At 61.6% G+C, this 13865-nt stretch carries 17 protein-coding genes; 8 read left to right on the plus strand and 9 right to left on the minus strand.

Going from position 1 to position 13865, the window contains the following annotated elements; genetic code table 11:
• The coding region (locus QZ564_RS06625; RefSeq protein WP_297106647.1) for an acetyl-CoA C-acyltransferase at positions 1-609 on the plus strand (609 nt) is incomplete at its 5' end.
• Between the two features lie 115 nt (positions 610-724).
• Positions 725-1645 (plus strand): SMP-30/gluconolactonase/LRE family protein, encoded by a 921-nt coding sequence (locus QZ564_RS06630; RefSeq protein ID WP_297106651.1) that lies wholly within the window; start codon positions 725-727, stop codon positions 1643-1645.
• Here the strand turns inward: QZ564_RS06630 and QZ564_RS06635 are convergent.
• The 6 genes from QZ564_RS06635 to QZ564_RS06660 form a co-directional block, all read right to left on the minus strand.
• Positions 1617-2120: a DoxX family protein gene (locus QZ564_RS06635; protein ID WP_297106654.1), complete on the minus strand. Its 504-nt coding sequence runs from the start codon at positions 2118-2120 to the stop codon at positions 1617-1619. The two genes, QZ564_RS06630 and QZ564_RS06635, sit on opposite strands and share 29 nt — an antisense overlap.
• On the minus strand, positions 2117-2878 hold the full coding sequence (locus QZ564_RS06640; RefSeq protein ID WP_297106657.1) for a DNA-binding domain-containing protein: 762 nt from the start codon (positions 2876-2878) through the stop codon (positions 2117-2119). The genes QZ564_RS06635 and QZ564_RS06640 overlap by 4 nt, the downstream gene beginning before the upstream one ends.
• Positions 2875-3732, minus strand: coding sequence for a DUF692 domain-containing protein (locus QZ564_RS06645; RefSeq protein ID WP_297106662.1), 858 nt, complete (start codon positions 3730-3732; stop codon positions 2875-2877). Before QZ564_RS06645 ends, QZ564_RS06640 begins: the two co-directional genes overlap by 4 nt.
• Positions 3733-3791: 59 nt before the next feature.
• Positions 3792-4100 carry a DUF2282 domain-containing protein gene (locus QZ564_RS06650; protein WP_297106665.1) on the minus strand — a complete coding sequence of 103 codons (309 nt, stop codon included), beginning with the start codon at positions 4098-4100 and terminating at the stop codon, positions 3792-3794.
• 161 nt (positions 4101-4261) lie between these two features.
• A complete protein-coding gene (locus QZ564_RS06655; RefSeq protein WP_297106668.1) occupies positions 4262-4651 on the minus strand; it encodes a PRC-barrel domain-containing protein in 390 nt (129 codons plus the stop codon).
• A 75-nt stretch (positions 4652-4726) separates the two neighbouring features.
• Complete coding sequence (locus QZ564_RS06660; RefSeq protein WP_297106671.1) at positions 4727-6340, minus strand: EAL domain-containing protein; 1614 nt, start codon at positions 6338-6340, stop codon at positions 4727-4729.
• A 150-nt stretch (positions 6341-6490) separates the two neighbouring features.
• Between QZ564_RS06660 and QZ564_RS06665 the strand changes: the two genes are divergently transcribed.
• Both QZ564_RS06665 and QZ564_RS06670 read left to right on the plus strand, forming a co-directional pair.
• Complete coding sequence (locus tag QZ564_RS06665; protein WP_297106674.1) at positions 6491-6748, plus strand: hypothetical protein; 258 nt, start codon at positions 6491-6493, stop codon at positions 6746-6748.
• Positions 6748-7041: a hypothetical protein gene (locus QZ564_RS06670; RefSeq protein WP_297106676.1), complete on the plus strand. Its 294-nt coding sequence runs from the start codon at positions 6748-6750 to the stop codon at positions 7039-7041. Before QZ564_RS06665 ends, QZ564_RS06670 begins: the two co-directional genes overlap by 1 nt.
• Positions 7042-7085: 44 nt before the next feature.
• On the opposite strand, the gene QZ564_RS06675 is transcribed toward QZ564_RS06670, so the two are convergent.
• Positions 7086-7751: an OmpA family protein gene (locus QZ564_RS06675; protein WP_297106681.1), complete on the minus strand. Its 666-nt coding sequence runs from the start codon at positions 7749-7751 to the stop codon at positions 7086-7088.
• Between the two features lie 218 nt (positions 7752-7969).
• Here QZ564_RS06675 and QZ564_RS06680 point away from each other — a divergent pair, with 218 nt between their 5' ends.
• The gene (locus tag QZ564_RS06680; RefSeq protein WP_297106683.1) at positions 7970-8659 is read left to right on the plus strand and encodes a methyl-accepting chemotaxis protein; all 690 of its coding nucleotides are present in this window, start codon (positions 7970-7972) and stop codon (positions 8657-8659) included.
• Here the strand turns inward: QZ564_RS06680 and QZ564_RS06685 are convergent, their stop codons facing one another.
• Both QZ564_RS06685 and QZ564_RS06690 read right to left on the minus strand, forming a co-directional pair.
• Positions 8660-9430, minus strand: a complete 771-nt coding sequence (locus tag QZ564_RS06685) for an SDR family oxidoreductase (protein ID WP_297106686.1) — start codon at positions 9428-9430, stop codon at positions 8660-8662.
• A 133-nt stretch (positions 9431-9563) separates the two neighbouring features.
• On the minus strand, positions 9564-10889 hold the full coding sequence (locus tag QZ564_RS06690; RefSeq protein ID WP_297106690.1) for a hypothetical protein: 1326 nt from the start codon (positions 10887-10889) through the stop codon (positions 9564-9566).
• 335 nt (positions 10890-11224) lie between these two features.
• Here QZ564_RS06690 and hemA point away from each other — a divergent pair, with 335 nt between their 5' ends.
• From hemA to QZ564_RS06705, 3 genes are all read left to right on the plus strand, one after another.
• Complete coding sequence (hemA, locus tag QZ564_RS06695; RefSeq protein ID WP_297106693.1) at positions 11225-12505, plus strand: 5-aminolevulinate synthase; 1281 nt, start codon at positions 11225-11227, stop codon at positions 12503-12505.
• A 197-nt stretch (positions 12506-12702) separates the two neighbouring features.
• A complete protein-coding gene (locus QZ564_RS06700) occupies positions 12703-13287 on the plus strand; it encodes a cytochrome b (protein ID WP_297106696.1) in 585 nt (194 codons plus the stop codon).
• Positions 13288-13381: 94 nt separating this feature from the next.
• Positions 13382-13858 carry a flavodoxin domain-containing protein gene (locus QZ564_RS06705; protein ID WP_297106699.1) on the plus strand — a complete coding sequence of 159 codons (477 nt, stop codon included), beginning with the start codon at positions 13382-13384 and terminating at the stop codon, positions 13856-13858.
• Positions 13859-13865 lie beyond the last annotated feature (7 nt).

Consider the following 13865-nt stretch of genomic DNA (forward strand, 5'->3'; position numbering starts at 1 on the left):
CAGGCCGCCGGGGACTTCCAGGATGAGATCGCACCAGTCAGCATCGAAACCCGCAAAGGCGCGGTCGTCGTCGATACCGATGATCACTTGCGTCCCGACACCAATGCCGAGACCCTCGCAAAGCTTCGCCCCGCATTCGACAAGGACGGCACGGTCACGGCCGGCAATGCCTCGGGCCTGAATGATGGTGCAGCGGCTTTGGTGTTGATGCGCGAAGAGGATGCCACGCGGCGCGGCCTCACCCCCCTTGCCCGCATTGCCAGTTGGGCGACGGCCGGTGTCGACCCGTCCATCATGGGCACGGGTCCGATTCCGGCCTCGCAAAGGGCATTGGCGAAAGCTGGCTGGACGATTGACGATCTGGACCGGGTGGAAGCCAATGAAGCGTTTGCGGCACAGGCCTGTGCGGTCAATGCCGGCATGGGTTGGAACCCCGAGATCGTCAATGTCAGCGGCGGCGCCATCGCGCTGGGTCATCCTATCGGAGCGTCGGGCGCACGCATCCTGGTTACGCTGCTGCATGAGCTGAAGCGCCATGGCCTTAGCAAGGGCCTGGCAACCCTATGCATCGGCGGTGGCATGGGTGTGGCGCTCTGCGTGGAGCGGTAGCATCTCTCGAAGGGTGGCGCTCCGGCACGGATAGGCCGGACGCCGCGGACATTGCGCCTCTCATCTTGTCGCCCGGCGCCGATATGGCTAAGCCTTGGCGGGCAAGGAGGGGATTATGGCTGCATCAGAGCTCTACGAAGTCATCGACGGCCGGTTTGCGCACAAGATCGTCGGTAATGCGCGTCTGGACGAGATCAGCACCGGCCATCGCTGGACCGAGGGCCCGGTGTGGTTCTCCGACCATGATGCCCTCTATTTTTCGGACATACCGAACCAGCGGGTGCACCGCTATCTGCCGCGGGATAATTCGGTCAGTGTCTTTTCAGAACCCTCCAACTACGCCAACGGCCACACACGAGACCGGCAGGGCAGGCTGATTTCCTGCGAACATGGGCCGCGTCGTGTGACCCGCACTGAACTCGACGGGACGCTCACCGTGCTCGCCGACAGCTTCGGTGGCAAGCGGCTCAACTCACCCAATGACGTGGTGGTCAAGTCCGACGGGTCGATCTGGTTCACCGACCCCACCTATGGCATTCGTTCGGACTATGAGGGTTACATGTCCGAGCCCGAGCAACCGGTGCGCGGCGTCTACCGCATCGACGGCCAGACCGGCGAGATCCGGCTGATGATTGGCGATTTTGCGCAGCCCAACGGGCTGGCCTTCTCACCGGACGAAAGGCGCCTTTACGTCGCCGATTCCGGCGCCAGTCACGACCCAGATGTGCCCCGCCATATCCGCGCCTTCCACCTGGAGCAGGACGGCCTGGCGGTGGTCGACCGGGGGCCGTTCGCCGTCATTGACAACGGCATTCCGGACGGCTTTCGCGTGGACACGGACGGCTGGATCTGGTGTTCAGCGGCAGATGGCGTGCATGTCTTTGATGACACCGGCAAGCTCTGCGGCAAGATTCGCGTTCCACAGGTGGTCTCCAACCTCACCTTTGGCGGGCCGCGTCGGAACCGGCTGTTCATCACCGCGACCACTTCCGTCTATGCCCTCTACGTCACGGCGCAGGGCGTGCAGACCCCCTGAGGCGGCTGTCGACCACTGTGCCCAGCAAGCGATCGGCCGACAGGGTGCCTCCACCATAGACGAGTAAGGCGAGCGCCATGGCGAACCAAGGCAGGTGGAAGTTCACCAGTCCATCGGGCACGGTCAGCTGGATGACGATCGTCATGCCCAGAATTCCCAGGGCGGCGAAACGCGTGCCCAGCCCCAGGACCAATAGAACCGGCAGGATGATTTCACCCAGTCCAGCCAGAAAGGCCATGGTTAGCGGTGCCGGATAGGCAATGGCCTGGCCGAACAGGTGCAGCCGGAATTCCTGTTCGAAGAGATAGCGCGCACCTGTCGACAGGTTGAGAAACCCATCCCATTTGGTCATCCCGGACCGCCAAAACGGGATGGCGAGAGCAATGCGCAATGCCAGAAGCGGCACGGCGGCCGGGACCGCGCCAAGGCCGTTGTCGAGCCGTTGCCAGAGCCGATACAAACCGTCGAAGATCATTTTGAAGCTCCTGCTTGCGAAACGGCAAAGGCGCCCAGCCCCGCCAGACCGACCAATGCCGCGCCGGGATCGAAATCGGGGAAGCTTGTCAAGACGGCTTCCGCGGCCTCACTCAAGGACTTCCCCTGCTGGACGAACTCAAGGAACGCTAAGTCTGCGGACGGAATAACGGTCACGCGAACATCCGCTGCCGGACGGGTAAGCAAGACGCATTCGCCTCCCTTCACCGCGGGGATCACTACTGGTCTGGCCTGGTGCGCCGACCATATGGTGCCGACAGGGAAGCGCGAGCGAAGGAAACGTGTCGGCGGCGCCAGCTGCAATATCACTTCGGCGAGCAGCTGCGGGGGGACCGCCCCAAGTTCGGCGACCTGCAGCGTAGCATGATCGGCCGCGTTGTAGGCGTCGCTCCAGGCCGCTTCCAGTCGCGCCACGTCGGCCAGATAAGGGACAGTGGAGGCTGGCGGAAATCCCGCCACAAAGTCCGGGAAGCTATCCCCGTAATGCAGCATGACCGGGCTTTGCGGCTTGTTCTCGCCAACATAGACCCGCGCCATTCCGGTGAAGAACTCTTCGCCGACCAGTTGCCGGGTCACCGGAAAGCGCGCGGCGACGGCCTCTACGAGACTGACATGCACATTGTTGCGATAGACCGCGAAGCGCTTGGCATCAGGCGTCCCGCGCGGCGACACAAGCCCCTGCGGCACAGGACGGCCGGGGTCGATCAGCGCAGTGGTGAACTGGCGCTGACTGGTCACGATGCCAGCCTCTGTTCAGCCGTTCCGGCAAGCACATCATCGACCAGCCGAACCTCGTCCATCAGCACATCGAAGCCGGGGACATTGTTATCCCACTCGATCAGCGTCGGCAGTGCACCAGTGCGCGCGATCGTGTGGCGATAGAGCGCGAAAACATCGGGACGCACGCGGCTCCCATGGGCGTCGATCAGCAGGCGCTCGCCGGCCTCGTCGGTGGTTTCGTCATATCCAGCCAGGTGGATTTCGCCCACATGTTCGATCGGGAAACGGTCAATATAGGCGTGGGGGTCAAGCCGATGATTGACCGCGGAAACCATGACATTATTGACGTCCAGCAACAGGCCGCAGCCGGTGCGGCGGACGATGGCGTCGAGGAAGTCCACTTCGTCAATCGTGCTTTCGGCAAACAATACATACGTCGACGGATTTTCGAGCAGCATGCGTCGCCCAAGCACCTGCTGGACCTGATCGACGTGATTGGCGACGCGATGAAGCGTCTCGGAAGTATAGGGAACCGGCAACAGGTCGTTGAAATAGCCTTCGTCATGACTGGACCATGCCAGGTGCTCGGAGAAGGATTCGGGCCGATATTGGTCAACCAACCGGCGCAAGCGCTGCAAGTGCTCCTGATCGAGAGCATTCTGTCCGCCAATTGACAGGCCGACACCATGCAGGGAAAGCGGATAGTGTTCGCAGATGGCGCCGAGATAGCGGTGCGGGGGACCGCCCTCACCCATGTAGTTTTCGGCATGAACCTCGAAGAAGCCCAGTTCCGGTTTGTCGGCGATGATCTGGGCGTAGTGCTGCGGCTTGAGACCAAGTCCGGGACGGGCGGGCAGACGATCGAACGACATGGGGGCCTCCTCGGGTGAAAGGCGGGAGGCTCGCAAGCCCCCCGTGGTGCTTGCTGCTGTTAGCTGGCCATGGGCAGGTCGCGATCGAGCGGCTCGAGCGAGCCCATGCGATCGCCCTCGATCATCATGGTTTCGCAGGTGCCGGCGGGCACGGCCTTCCAGGCATTGCCCTGATAATCGATAGTGGAAGTGCCGGCGCAGGTGGTACCGGGACCGGCAGCACAGTCATTGGCACCGGCGAGGGCCACGCCATAACATTTTTCGGTGGCAGCCATGGCATCGCCGCCCATGGCATCCTGGGCCAGGGCCGGGCCGCTGAGGGCGGCGGTCAGGGAAGCGGCGAGTGCGAAGGTGGACAGGCGGTTCATTGAGACTCTCCTCTGTTGAGGAACCCTTGCGGTTCCAACACGAGGTCATTCGCTCAATGCCCAGGGAGGTTACGTGTTCACGCGCTCGTGAACAACAAAACACCGACGCCAGGAAATGGCGCCGGCTTGCAATCATTTGGTTATGAAAGAACGGGGCCGGATCAGATCCAGTATGGGGTCACGCCATAGTAGTCATAGACGCGGCGTCCATTCTCGGCTGTCCAGAAGTTGTCGTCCTCGGTCTCGTAGCGTGGGGCGCCCTCGAGTTGATCCTTGGTGACGTCGACCCGGTAGCCACCCAGGTTTTCATCGTAGTCCAGCTTTGACCACGGCAGCGGATAGTGATCGTGGCCGATCCCCATGAAGCCGCCAAAACTCAGAACGGCATAGGAAACCTTGCCACCGCGCTTTTCGACCAGAATACGTTCGATCGAGCCGATATGCTCGCCATTGGGATCGAAAACCTTGGTCCCCTCGACCTTGTCAGAGGCGATCAGGTCATGGGTCTCTTTGACGTCAGCCGTGGCGACGCGCTTGTCATCATAGGCCATATTGTCCTCCTTGCTTGGGGTGTGCAGGCAGAACGCAGGGCCCAGGGACTGGTTTCGAACGAAGTCCAAATGTGATCAGGCGACAAGCCGGGGCCGAGTTCGCGGCCGGGGGCCATGCTCGGCGAGGTAGGAGATGAGGGCCTCGATCAGCAGTGGTCGGGAAATCCCATAGCCCTGCGCAAAGTCCACCATCCCGGTCTTCTTGAGCGCGTCAAGGCGCTCTTGGGTTTCCACGCCCTCCACAACCAGCGAGCGGCCGGACGCCTGAACCAGGTCGATGGCATGCGCCAGCATGTTTGACATGACCGAATGATCTGGCGCCATGGCGAATGAGCGATCGAGTTTGACGCCATCGACGGAGAGCGCCGCCAGATTGTGCATCGATGAGTAGCCGGCGCCGAAATCGTCAATATAGACCTTGAGCCCGGCCGCCTGCAGTCGCTCTATTTCCACCTGCGCGGTTTCGGGGCGAATTTCGGCGGTCTCGACTAGTTCAACGACGACATCAAAGGGGGAAGCCTCGGTCAGGAAGGGAGCAAAGATCGGAAGCAGGCGCCTGGCATCCAGATCCTGGGGAAAGATATTGAAGTTGACCTGAAGGTTCACACCCTGGGGCAAACGCGATTTCAGGTCGGCCAGCGCCTGCGCTACCACCATGCCTGTAAAACGCTCGGTAAGACCTTGCTTTTCGATGATTGGCAGAAAGCGGTCGGGTGGGACAATCGTGCCGTCCACGTCGCGCCAACGCGCCAAGACTTCACAGCCATCGACGATGCCGGTTCGCAGATTGAGCAGAGGCTGATAGGCGCAGATCACCGATCCCTTGTCGAGCCGGCGCAGAAAGCGCGCTTCAAAGGACCAATACCGCTGGATGAGGCGATGGACCTGCTGTGCGACCCAGGCAGCAAGGACTGCGGCCACCAGCAGAATGACCCCGACCGTTGCCCAGCCGAGACCGAACAACTGGGTGAGGTAGCTCCGGCTGGCAACACAGTGAATGCCACCGGCGTCGCAGGACAACTCGTGGAATACGCCCGAGAGCAATGCGCCAAAGGCGGGCCCGTCAGAACTGACAGCATTGGCGTAAATCCCGGCGGTCCCGTCGCGATGACTCCAAAGCTCATCGCTGAATCGAAAGACCAGTTCCTGTTCCATCCAGCGGGGACCGATAGCAGGCAGGGTCTGAAGCGGCACGACCATTGCCAGGGGCCCGCGTTGGGCCAGAGTGCCCGTCATCCCCTCAAGTCCGAGAAAGCCGAGGTCGCGGTCAACCCAGAAGGTCATGGCGAAAGCGTTGTCGGGGTAAACGTCCGGTTCGCCCAGCACCTCTGGACGTTGGAGCCGGCCCGAATTGACGGAGCATTGTACCACTCCATCTGGCGCATAAAGCAGTTCGTTGATGCCATCGGGCAAAAAGGCGATCCGGCGCAACTCTTCAAGGAAAGCCGCTGAGCACGGCGGCTGCGTCAGGCGGCGGTCCATCTCGTCGAAGGTTGCGAGGACATTGGTCCGCAACCGCTCGTAGCCTTCAAGGCTGCGCTGTGTTTCCGCTCGCATGTTGAGAGAAACCTGCTCGGCCACGATCCAGCTTGCAACGCCAAGCAGGCCGACAAAAGCCACGACCCACAGCACAGCCTGAAGGCCACGCTGGTGGGTTCCGGATACCAAGATGCCGATCAGACGGCCCATCCGTGCTCCCTCCGCACTTTCCCTTATGGGTGAGAACTTCTCAAGAGCGGGTTAAGGGCCTGCGCTGGCCCCGGAAAGCGGAACTTGCCCGGTGGCTGCGGCATTGAGGTCACAGATGAAACAGTCTCCACACCACCCAAGGAGAGGATGATGGTCTTCGACACTCTGAAAGAGCGCATGGGCGGCAAGGACAATCTGAACCCCATGCAGATCGCCCACCACCCCCTGTTCACCGCGCGCGACAAGCTCGCACTGCTCAACCAGCTCAAGGCGGAGGCGACTGGAGCCGAAGCGGAAGGACCGCGCGTCGCCTACGAGCCTGAAGAAATCGACCGCGCAATCGCCGAGGTTCGAGAGGGTGTGCAGAATGCCGTCGGCACCGATACCGTGCTCAAGGGGGATTACTGATGGCCGAGCCAAAGGACAAGCGCGCGCCCAAGGTCGCCGAGGTCGACTATCTGGTTGATGAGAACTCTGCCCGGCTGGACGTGCCGGATGGCTCCGGCCTCAAGGTCGCCAATGAGCACGACAAGACCGTGGGGTCGACCGGGCCCACCAATTGGTGGCTCTATGGGCTGGGTGCCTTGGCGATCATCGTCGCCATCCTGCTCATCCTACAGGTGTTCTCTGGGGCACCCGGCACCGACATGCGCCCCAATTCGCCGACATCAGAGCCCGTAGTCGAGCCCGTAATCGAATAGAAACGCGGCCCGTGAGCCGCGTTTCAGGAGATTGATTGTCGGGATCAGCCGCGGATGGGCGAGAGCTGAATTTCAACGCGGCGGTTCTGCGCGCGCCCGGCTTCGGTGGCGTTCGACGCGATCGGGGACGTCTCGCCCTTGCCCTCGATGTAGAAGCGGCGCTGGTCGATGCCCTGATTGGCCAGGATAGTGGCCACCGAAACCGCGCGACGCTGGCTGAGCGCCAGGTTGTAGGCATCATCGCCCTGGCTGTCGGTGTGGCCGTAGACGTCGACGATAGTCTTGTCGAATTTCTTGAGCACCAGCGCAACGGATACCAGGGTCTGGTTGAACTGCGGCTGAACGGTGGACTGGTCGGTGGCGAAGGTGATGTTGGAGGGCATGTTGAGAATGATCTGGTCGCCCACGCGGGTTACGGACACGCCAGTGCCCTGAAGCTGCGCACGCAGTTCGGCTTCCTGCTGATCCATGTAATTACCGATGGCAGCGCCGGTCAGACCGCCGACGCCCGCGCCGATCAGTGCGCCAACGCGCGGATCACCGCCAACGGCGGCGCCAACGATGGCGCCTGCCACGGCACCGCCGCCTGCACCCAGGAGCGTGCCGCCAGCCGTGTTGGAAAGCTGGGACTGCCCGGTATAGGGATTGGTGGTGGTGCAGGCGCTAAGCGCCAGGGTCGCGGCAAGGGCGACGAGAACCTTCGACTTCATATGCTTCCCCCAAAAGGATTCGCGGTTGGTGGCCTTGTGTTGCCCCTGAATAAGGCAGGAGCGTGATGAGGGAAAGGGGATGAATGGGAGATGAATGCCAACTGCCACGCTCTGATTGCACAACAATTGTGCAACCACCACTTTTGTTCAAAAAAGCATCTATATTAAGAGTTGTTTATCCACTACCAGATCAAATAAGCCCGATATGGGAGCCTCGGATGACAACTGCTCTGGACTCTGTCGACATTGACGCCGCCCTGGGCAGCCTGATCAACCTCTCAGGCAAGATGCGCATGTTGTCCCATCGCGCGGCCCTGTTCGCCATGCTGATTTCCACCAAAGGCACTGCGGGGCAAGCCTATCTCGCGTCCTATGACGAGGCGACGCGCGAGTTCAGCGACATCTTTCAGGCGATTTGCCGCGGACACGACGCTCTCGGAATTCCTGCGCGGGCTGTGGAGGAATTGGCGGCCCAGGGCGCCATAGACGATGCCATTCGCATCCCGATCCAGACCTTTCTGGGCCAGACGACGACGCTGCGGACCAATCTGGAAACGGGAAATGCTTCCGGCGCCGAGGTGGAAAAGCTCGTCGACCTTGTGGCCGGTGATCTGCTCAGTGCGCTCAACCGGCTCACGGCCGCCGTCAGTGCCTGTCTCAAGGCGCGCATGGGGTCGCGCCAGGCGCAGTCCGAACAAACGCGCGTGGCCATGCTGCGGGCGGTCGGGTCGATCAGTGATGTGAGCATGAAGGTCAAGCTCATCTCGCTCAACGCAACCATCGAAGCGGCACGTGCCGGCCCCTATGGGAAGAGCTTCGGCGTTATTGCGGCAGAAATCCGGACATTGAGTGAGGACGCCGCCCGTTCCGCTCAAGGTCTCCGTGACCAGATGGAACGCACCGCCTGATCAGGCATTCGCCCAACCGGCATCGACCAGAAATTGCTGGCCGGTGATCATCTTGCTGTCGTCCGAGGCCAGGAACAGGGCCATGCGCGCACAATCGTCAGGCGTCACGTGGCCGGATAGCGCCTGCTGCGCCTCGATCTGCTGCAGTCCACCCGGCTTGATCCAGAGATCGAGCTGGCGCTGGGTGATCACCGCGCCCGGCACAAGTGAATTGACGCGAATGGCCGCGCGCCCCAGTTCGCGCGCCATGGAGCGGGTCAATCCGTGGGCGGCTGCCTTGGCGGTTTCATAGATCGGCAGGCTCGGGGTCATGATCATCCAGCTGATCGACCCATAGTTGATCACCGAGCCACGTCCGGCCTTGGCCATTCCGGGTGCCACCGCCTGAATCGCGAAGAAGGCATGCTTGAGGTTGACCGCCATCCGCTGGTCCCACTCGTCCGGCGTGACCTCATTCCACTGGTGCCGTTGATCGTGGGCCGCATTGTTGACCAGAACCAGGGCGTCGCCATGCTGTTCGGCAAAGCGCGCAATGGCAGCCTGGTAGGCGGCGATGTCGGTAACGTCGCATGCGATGAATCGGGCGGCCTGCCCGGCGGCTACGAGTTCTGCCGCCAGGTTCTCGCCGGCCTCTTTGGCGATGTCGACAAAACCCACTCTGGCACCCTGTGCCGCAAAGGCACGAACCATGGCTTCGCCAATCCCCGATGCGCCGCCGGAAATGACAACCGGGCAATCCTTCAGGCTTGGGTAAGTCGCAAAATCAGTCATGTCTGGTTCCGAGGCAAGTCAGGCATGGCGGCTATATAGACCGACCCGCGACGCAGTTCGCAACCAATTTCTGACGTACGTACGTCAAATCTGAGCCACGACGCGACCTCATTGGAGAGCGACCGCTATCTTGCTAGCGCAAGCGCTCGACCGAAGGAGCCATGCTGTGCGGACTGACCTCGCGACGCTCGACGTTTTCGAGCAGGTGCATGATCTTGTCCACATTGGCCAGATGCCGCTGTTCCATGGAGAAGTTGAAAGTCACATAGTCGCGGCTGGGGCAGAAGGTGCAGATGTTCACCTCCGAATGCCAGGCGCCACAATAGAGCGGTTCGACCATGCCATGGGTCATGGGCCCATAGGTGCGGTGTGGTGGCACCAGCGTGAGGACAATGTGATTGCCTCCATTGAATCGCCAGAAGCGCTTGTTGGGCAGAAAGGGGAAGACGCGATTGACCGCGCGCATCGCCTTGAACATCGAGTTGATAACGGCCTGGAAGGAAGTGATGTCCTTCTGCTCGATGCCGGCCACGGTGTTGTCGACCGCGCGCACGTAGTCGACAAAATCCTCCATGACGGTGAACTTGGCTTCCAGCGCGCGGACGCGGAAGAAGTCGTCATCGGTATTGTTCCGCTTGGTGTCGAGCATGGTGTAGTTGGCGCCGATCACCTTCTTGCTCATCGTTTTTTCCTCGCCTTCACCATTGAGGGCGTGGGTGACGAGGGCAAACATCAGCGACCGCTGACGGACGCCGAGCTTGTTGGCGAGCTGGCGCAGGCGATGACGCTCAATGGCAAGTGTCCTGAAGCCCCAAGGCTTTTCCTGAGGCGCCAGGATGTTGGCGAGAACCAGATAGATCAGCGTGGTCAGGCCGCCGCGCAGCGCGCTTCGTATCCGGTCGGACCAGGGAAGCTTGTTGGACTTGTCCGATTGCACGCCATGACCCGCAGCGGCGGAGCGGGTCAGAAGGGCCGAGTCGGACCCTTCCAGCAAAGCGTGGCTGGACCGCACCTGCAGGATGGCCGCCCGCCCCTGGCTGTCCGGACCATCGCGGCGAACCGCGGCCATGACACGGAACAGCGGCAAGTCTTCACGCTCGAAAATGTCGGACGACTTGCTCAGCCATTTGTCAGGATAGCCGTCGAACTCATCGACCATTTCCACTGAAGTGATGGCGTCCAGAAGGTGCTTCGGAAAAGGTTGACCCGGTTGGGCGCCGACAAAGCCATGGGTCAGTTGTGGCGCCAGGGCGACCATTTCTGCAACCATGTTGCCGAGGCGGTCCTTGTCGTAACTCTGGGTGGAAAAGGCCGTGAAGAAGACCGTGTCCCGCCCCTTGTACAAGAACCATTGGAAATCAGTGAACAGCGCCTGCGGATTGCGTTCCACAGCGGCACGCGCCAGGACCATGGCGTCGGTGTGCTCACCGGCAAAACTGGAAGACGAAAAGCTCTTCACTGCAACACCCCCTCATTCCCTCCCCCGAGGAATTTGATCTAAGCGCAGTCTAAACAATGTATCAACAAGTTCACCAAGGTCCGGTTAACTTGGCTGCGGACCTTTCGAATGGGCGTGCTGGGTCTGCCGCTGGCTGGCCCGGGTGGTTGGCAGAAGCCGCGGCTTATTTTAGAATGGCTCTCAAGTTTGCCGGTGGGCTCAATGCCGGCAAGGGTTTAGGCCCATCAGCGCGTCGAATTGACCTATGTCAATGTGGCTGCGCGGAGAATAGGTAGAGCATGAAAGAGCCCGGATCGGCTGGCTTGCCGCTCCCATGCTCACAAAGGATCGGCCCCATGGACTATCGCGGAATTTTCGAGGAAGCAGTGGACACGCTGCGGGCGGAGAAGCGCTATCGTGTCTTTGCGGACCTCGAGCGGATCGCTGGCCGGTTCCCCAAAGCGGTCTACCGCGACGATGCGGACAATGCCCGTGAGATCACCATCTGGTGCTCCAACGACTATCTGGGCATGGGCCAGCACGACAAGGTCGTAAAGGCCATGCAGGAGACCGCCGCGACCATGGGTGTGGGCGCTGGCGGAACCCGCAATATTTCGGGCACCAACCGGCCGTTGGTCGAGCTGGAGCGTTCGCTCGCCGACCTCCACCGCAAGGAAGCCGCGCTGGTATTCACCTCCGGCTTCGTGTCCAACGAGGCGGCGATCTCCACAATCGCCCGGCTGCTGCCGGACTGCATCATATTCTCCGACCAGCTCAACCATGCCTCCATGATCCAGGGCGTCCGCCAGAGCGGCATGGAAAAGAAGATTTTCCGGCACAATGACGTGGCGCACTTGCGCGAACTGCTGAGCCAGGTAGATCGCAAGCGTCCCAAGCTGATCGCCTTCGAGTCGGTCTATTCGATGGATGGCGATGTGGCGCCGATCAAGGAAATCTGCGATCTCGCCGAAGAATTCGGCGCCCTGACCTATATCGATGAAGTCCATGCCGTGGGCATGTATGGCCCCCGCGGCGGCGGCATCGCCGAACGGGAAGGGCTGATGGACCGGATCGACGTGATCGAGGGGACCCTGGCCAAGGGCTTCGGTGTCATGGGTGGCTATATCGCCGCCAACCGCTCCATTATTGACGCCGTGCGCTCCTACGCGCCCGAGTTCATCTTCACCACTGCCCTGCCCCCGGCCCTCTGCGCTGCGGCGCGTGCCTCGATCGAGCATCTGAAGGGCAATGGCGAGGAGCGGCAGATGCATCAGCGCCAGGCGCGCCTGACTAAGGCGATCCTGGCTGATGCCGGCCTGCCTGTGATGGAGACCGACACCCATATCGTGCCGCTGATCGTGGGCGACGCCCGCGCCGTCAAGGCCGCCAGCGACATGCTGCTGGACAAGCACAATATCTACATCCAGCCAATCAACTACCCGACCGTGCCCAAGGGCACAGAACGGCTCCGGATCACCCCGACGCCGCTCCATAGCGACGAGATGATCTTTGAGCTGCGCCATGCACTGGTGAGCGTCTGGACGAGCCTGGAACTGCCGCGCGAAAGAGCCGACGCTGCAATTACCGCCAGCAAGTTGACCAGCGGCGACCTCACCCTGCCCAATCTGGGCGGCTAGGCGCCAATATTCGGTCAGCAGCGCGATGGGCCGAACCCGGCGTTGGCGGCATAGCCTTCCGGTATCACTCAGGCTGGGGCCGTGCTATCGCCAGGATGGCGAAGCTTTCCAATAATTCATGCAGGTTACAGCAAGATAAGTTGGTTGCGGCCTGATGCTCATGCACCTTCTGGGGCACTGACATCAGGAGCATCAGCATGACCGAGAGCGCCGCAAGTGAGCGATATGACGGTGTAACCATCGGCTTGCACTGGTTAAGTGCCATCCTGGTGCTTGCGCTATTCGGGTCGGCCATGGCGTGGACCTATCTGCCGCGCGAAATGGGCCTGCGTTGGCTGACGGGCATACATGTATCGCTGGGCGTGGCGCTCACTTTCGCTGTCATTGCCCGGCTGACCTGGCGCCTGACCGCAGGGCGCCGCCTCCACTCTGTGCCAAGCACACCGCTCGCTCATGTGGCGGCACGCATTGTACATATGGCCCTTTATGGTCTGCTGCTGATTCAGATAGGCCTAGGCTTTGGAATTGAATGGCTCGGGGGCAGCCCGATTTCGCTGTTCGGACTAGTCGACCTGCCGAGCCCGTTTGCGGCCTCGCGAGAGTTGAGCAGCCGGCTCGAAAGCGTTCACGGTCTTGTCGCCTGGATGATGATGGCGCTGGTGGGTGGCCACGCCGCAGCGGCCCTCTGGCATCATTATGCAGCCAGAGATAGCGTCATGACACGAATGATCCCGCGCCTGAGGCGGTCCGCCACCAGCCTGCCCGGCGCTGCGGCTGACTAGAGGCGCGATGCGAATGCCGGTCCGGCTTTGATCGACGTCAAAACCTGGCCGCAGTTGGCGGCCCATACTCCCTCTGCAACGGGGAGTGTGTGCCATGTCCATCCTCATCGTGTATGACAGCATTTTCGGCAATACAGCCCAGATCGCGCGGGCGATGGCTGACGCCTTGACCAGCTCCCATGAGGTGAAACTGGCTTCAGTCCAGGAAGCGCGCGATATCGACCTGTCCGGCGTTGACCTGCTGATCGTGGGGTCGCCGACCCGCGGCTTTCGTCCGACACCGGAGATCCAGGAATTCGCGTCGCGGCCCGATCTGTCCGGGCGGGCGGCGGCGTTTGATACGCGGATCGACCTTGATACCATTCATCCGGCACCCCTGCGCTGGGTGGTCAGCGCAGGGGGTTATGCCGCCGAAAGACTCTCCGGCGAGTTGCGGGATCAGGGGTGTACCCTCGTTGGCGAACCGGCGGGGTTCGTCGTTCTGGGTCAGGAGGGGCCGCTCAAGGATGGAGAAGCCGAACGCGCCGCCGCCTGGGCACGCGATCTCGTGGCGGCGCCCCCGACATCCTGACCCGCCA

The organism is uncultured Devosia sp. (assembly GCF_913055165.1).
Taxonomy (GTDB): domain Bacteria; phylum Pseudomonadota; class Alphaproteobacteria; order Rhizobiales; family Devosiaceae; genus Devosia.

Coding starts and splice junctions, on each gene's coding strand:
- QZ564_RS06630 (WP_297106651.1), top strand. CDS start 725: ATGGCTGCATCAGAGCTCTACGAAGTCATCGACGGCCGGTTTGCGCAC.
- QZ564_RS06635 (WP_297106654.1), bottom strand. CDS start 2,120: ATGATCTTCGACGGTTTGTATCGGCTCTGGCAACGGCTCGACAACGGC.
- QZ564_RS06645 (WP_297106662.1), bottom strand. CDS start 3,732: ATGTCGTTCGATCGTCTGCCCGCCCGTCCCGGACTTGGTCTCAAGCCG.
- QZ564_RS06650 (WP_297106665.1), bottom strand. CDS start 4,100: ATGAACCGCCTGTCCACCTTCGCACTCGCCGCTTCCCTGACCGCCGCC.
- QZ564_RS06655 (WP_297106668.1), bottom strand. CDS start 4,651: ATGGCCTATGATGACAAGCGCGTCGCCACGGCTGACGTCAAAGAGACC.
- QZ564_RS06660 (WP_297106671.1), bottom strand. CDS start 6,340: ATGGGCCGTCTGATCGGCATCTTGGTATCCGGAACCCACCAGCGTGGC.
- QZ564_RS06665 (WP_297106674.1), top strand. CDS start 6,491: ATGGTCTTCGACACTCTGAAAGAGCGCATGGGCGGCAAGGACAATCTG.
- QZ564_RS06670 (WP_297106676.1), top strand. CDS start 6,748: ATGGCCGAGCCAAAGGACAAGCGCGCGCCCAAGGTCGCCGAGGTCGAC.
- QZ564_RS06675 (WP_297106681.1), bottom strand. CDS start 7,751: ATGAAGTCGAAGGTTCTCGTCGCCCTTGCCGCGACCCTGGCGCTTAGC.
- QZ564_RS06680 (WP_297106683.1), top strand. CDS start 7,970: ATGACAACTGCTCTGGACTCTGTCGACATTGACGCCGCCCTGGGCAGC.
- QZ564_RS06685 (WP_297106686.1), bottom strand. CDS start 9,430: ATGACTGATTTTGCGACTTACCCAAGCCTGAAGGATTGCCCGGTTGTC.
- hemA (WP_297106693.1), top strand. CDS start 11,225: ATGGACTATCGCGGAATTTTCGAGGAAGCAGTGGACACGCTGCGGGCG.
- QZ564_RS06700 (WP_297106696.1), top strand. CDS start 12,703: ATGACCGAGAGCGCCGCAAGTGAGCGATATGACGGTGTAACCATCGGC.
- QZ564_RS06705 (WP_297106699.1), top strand. CDS start 13,382: ATGTCCATCCTCATCGTGTATGACAGCATTTTCGGCAATACAGCCCAG.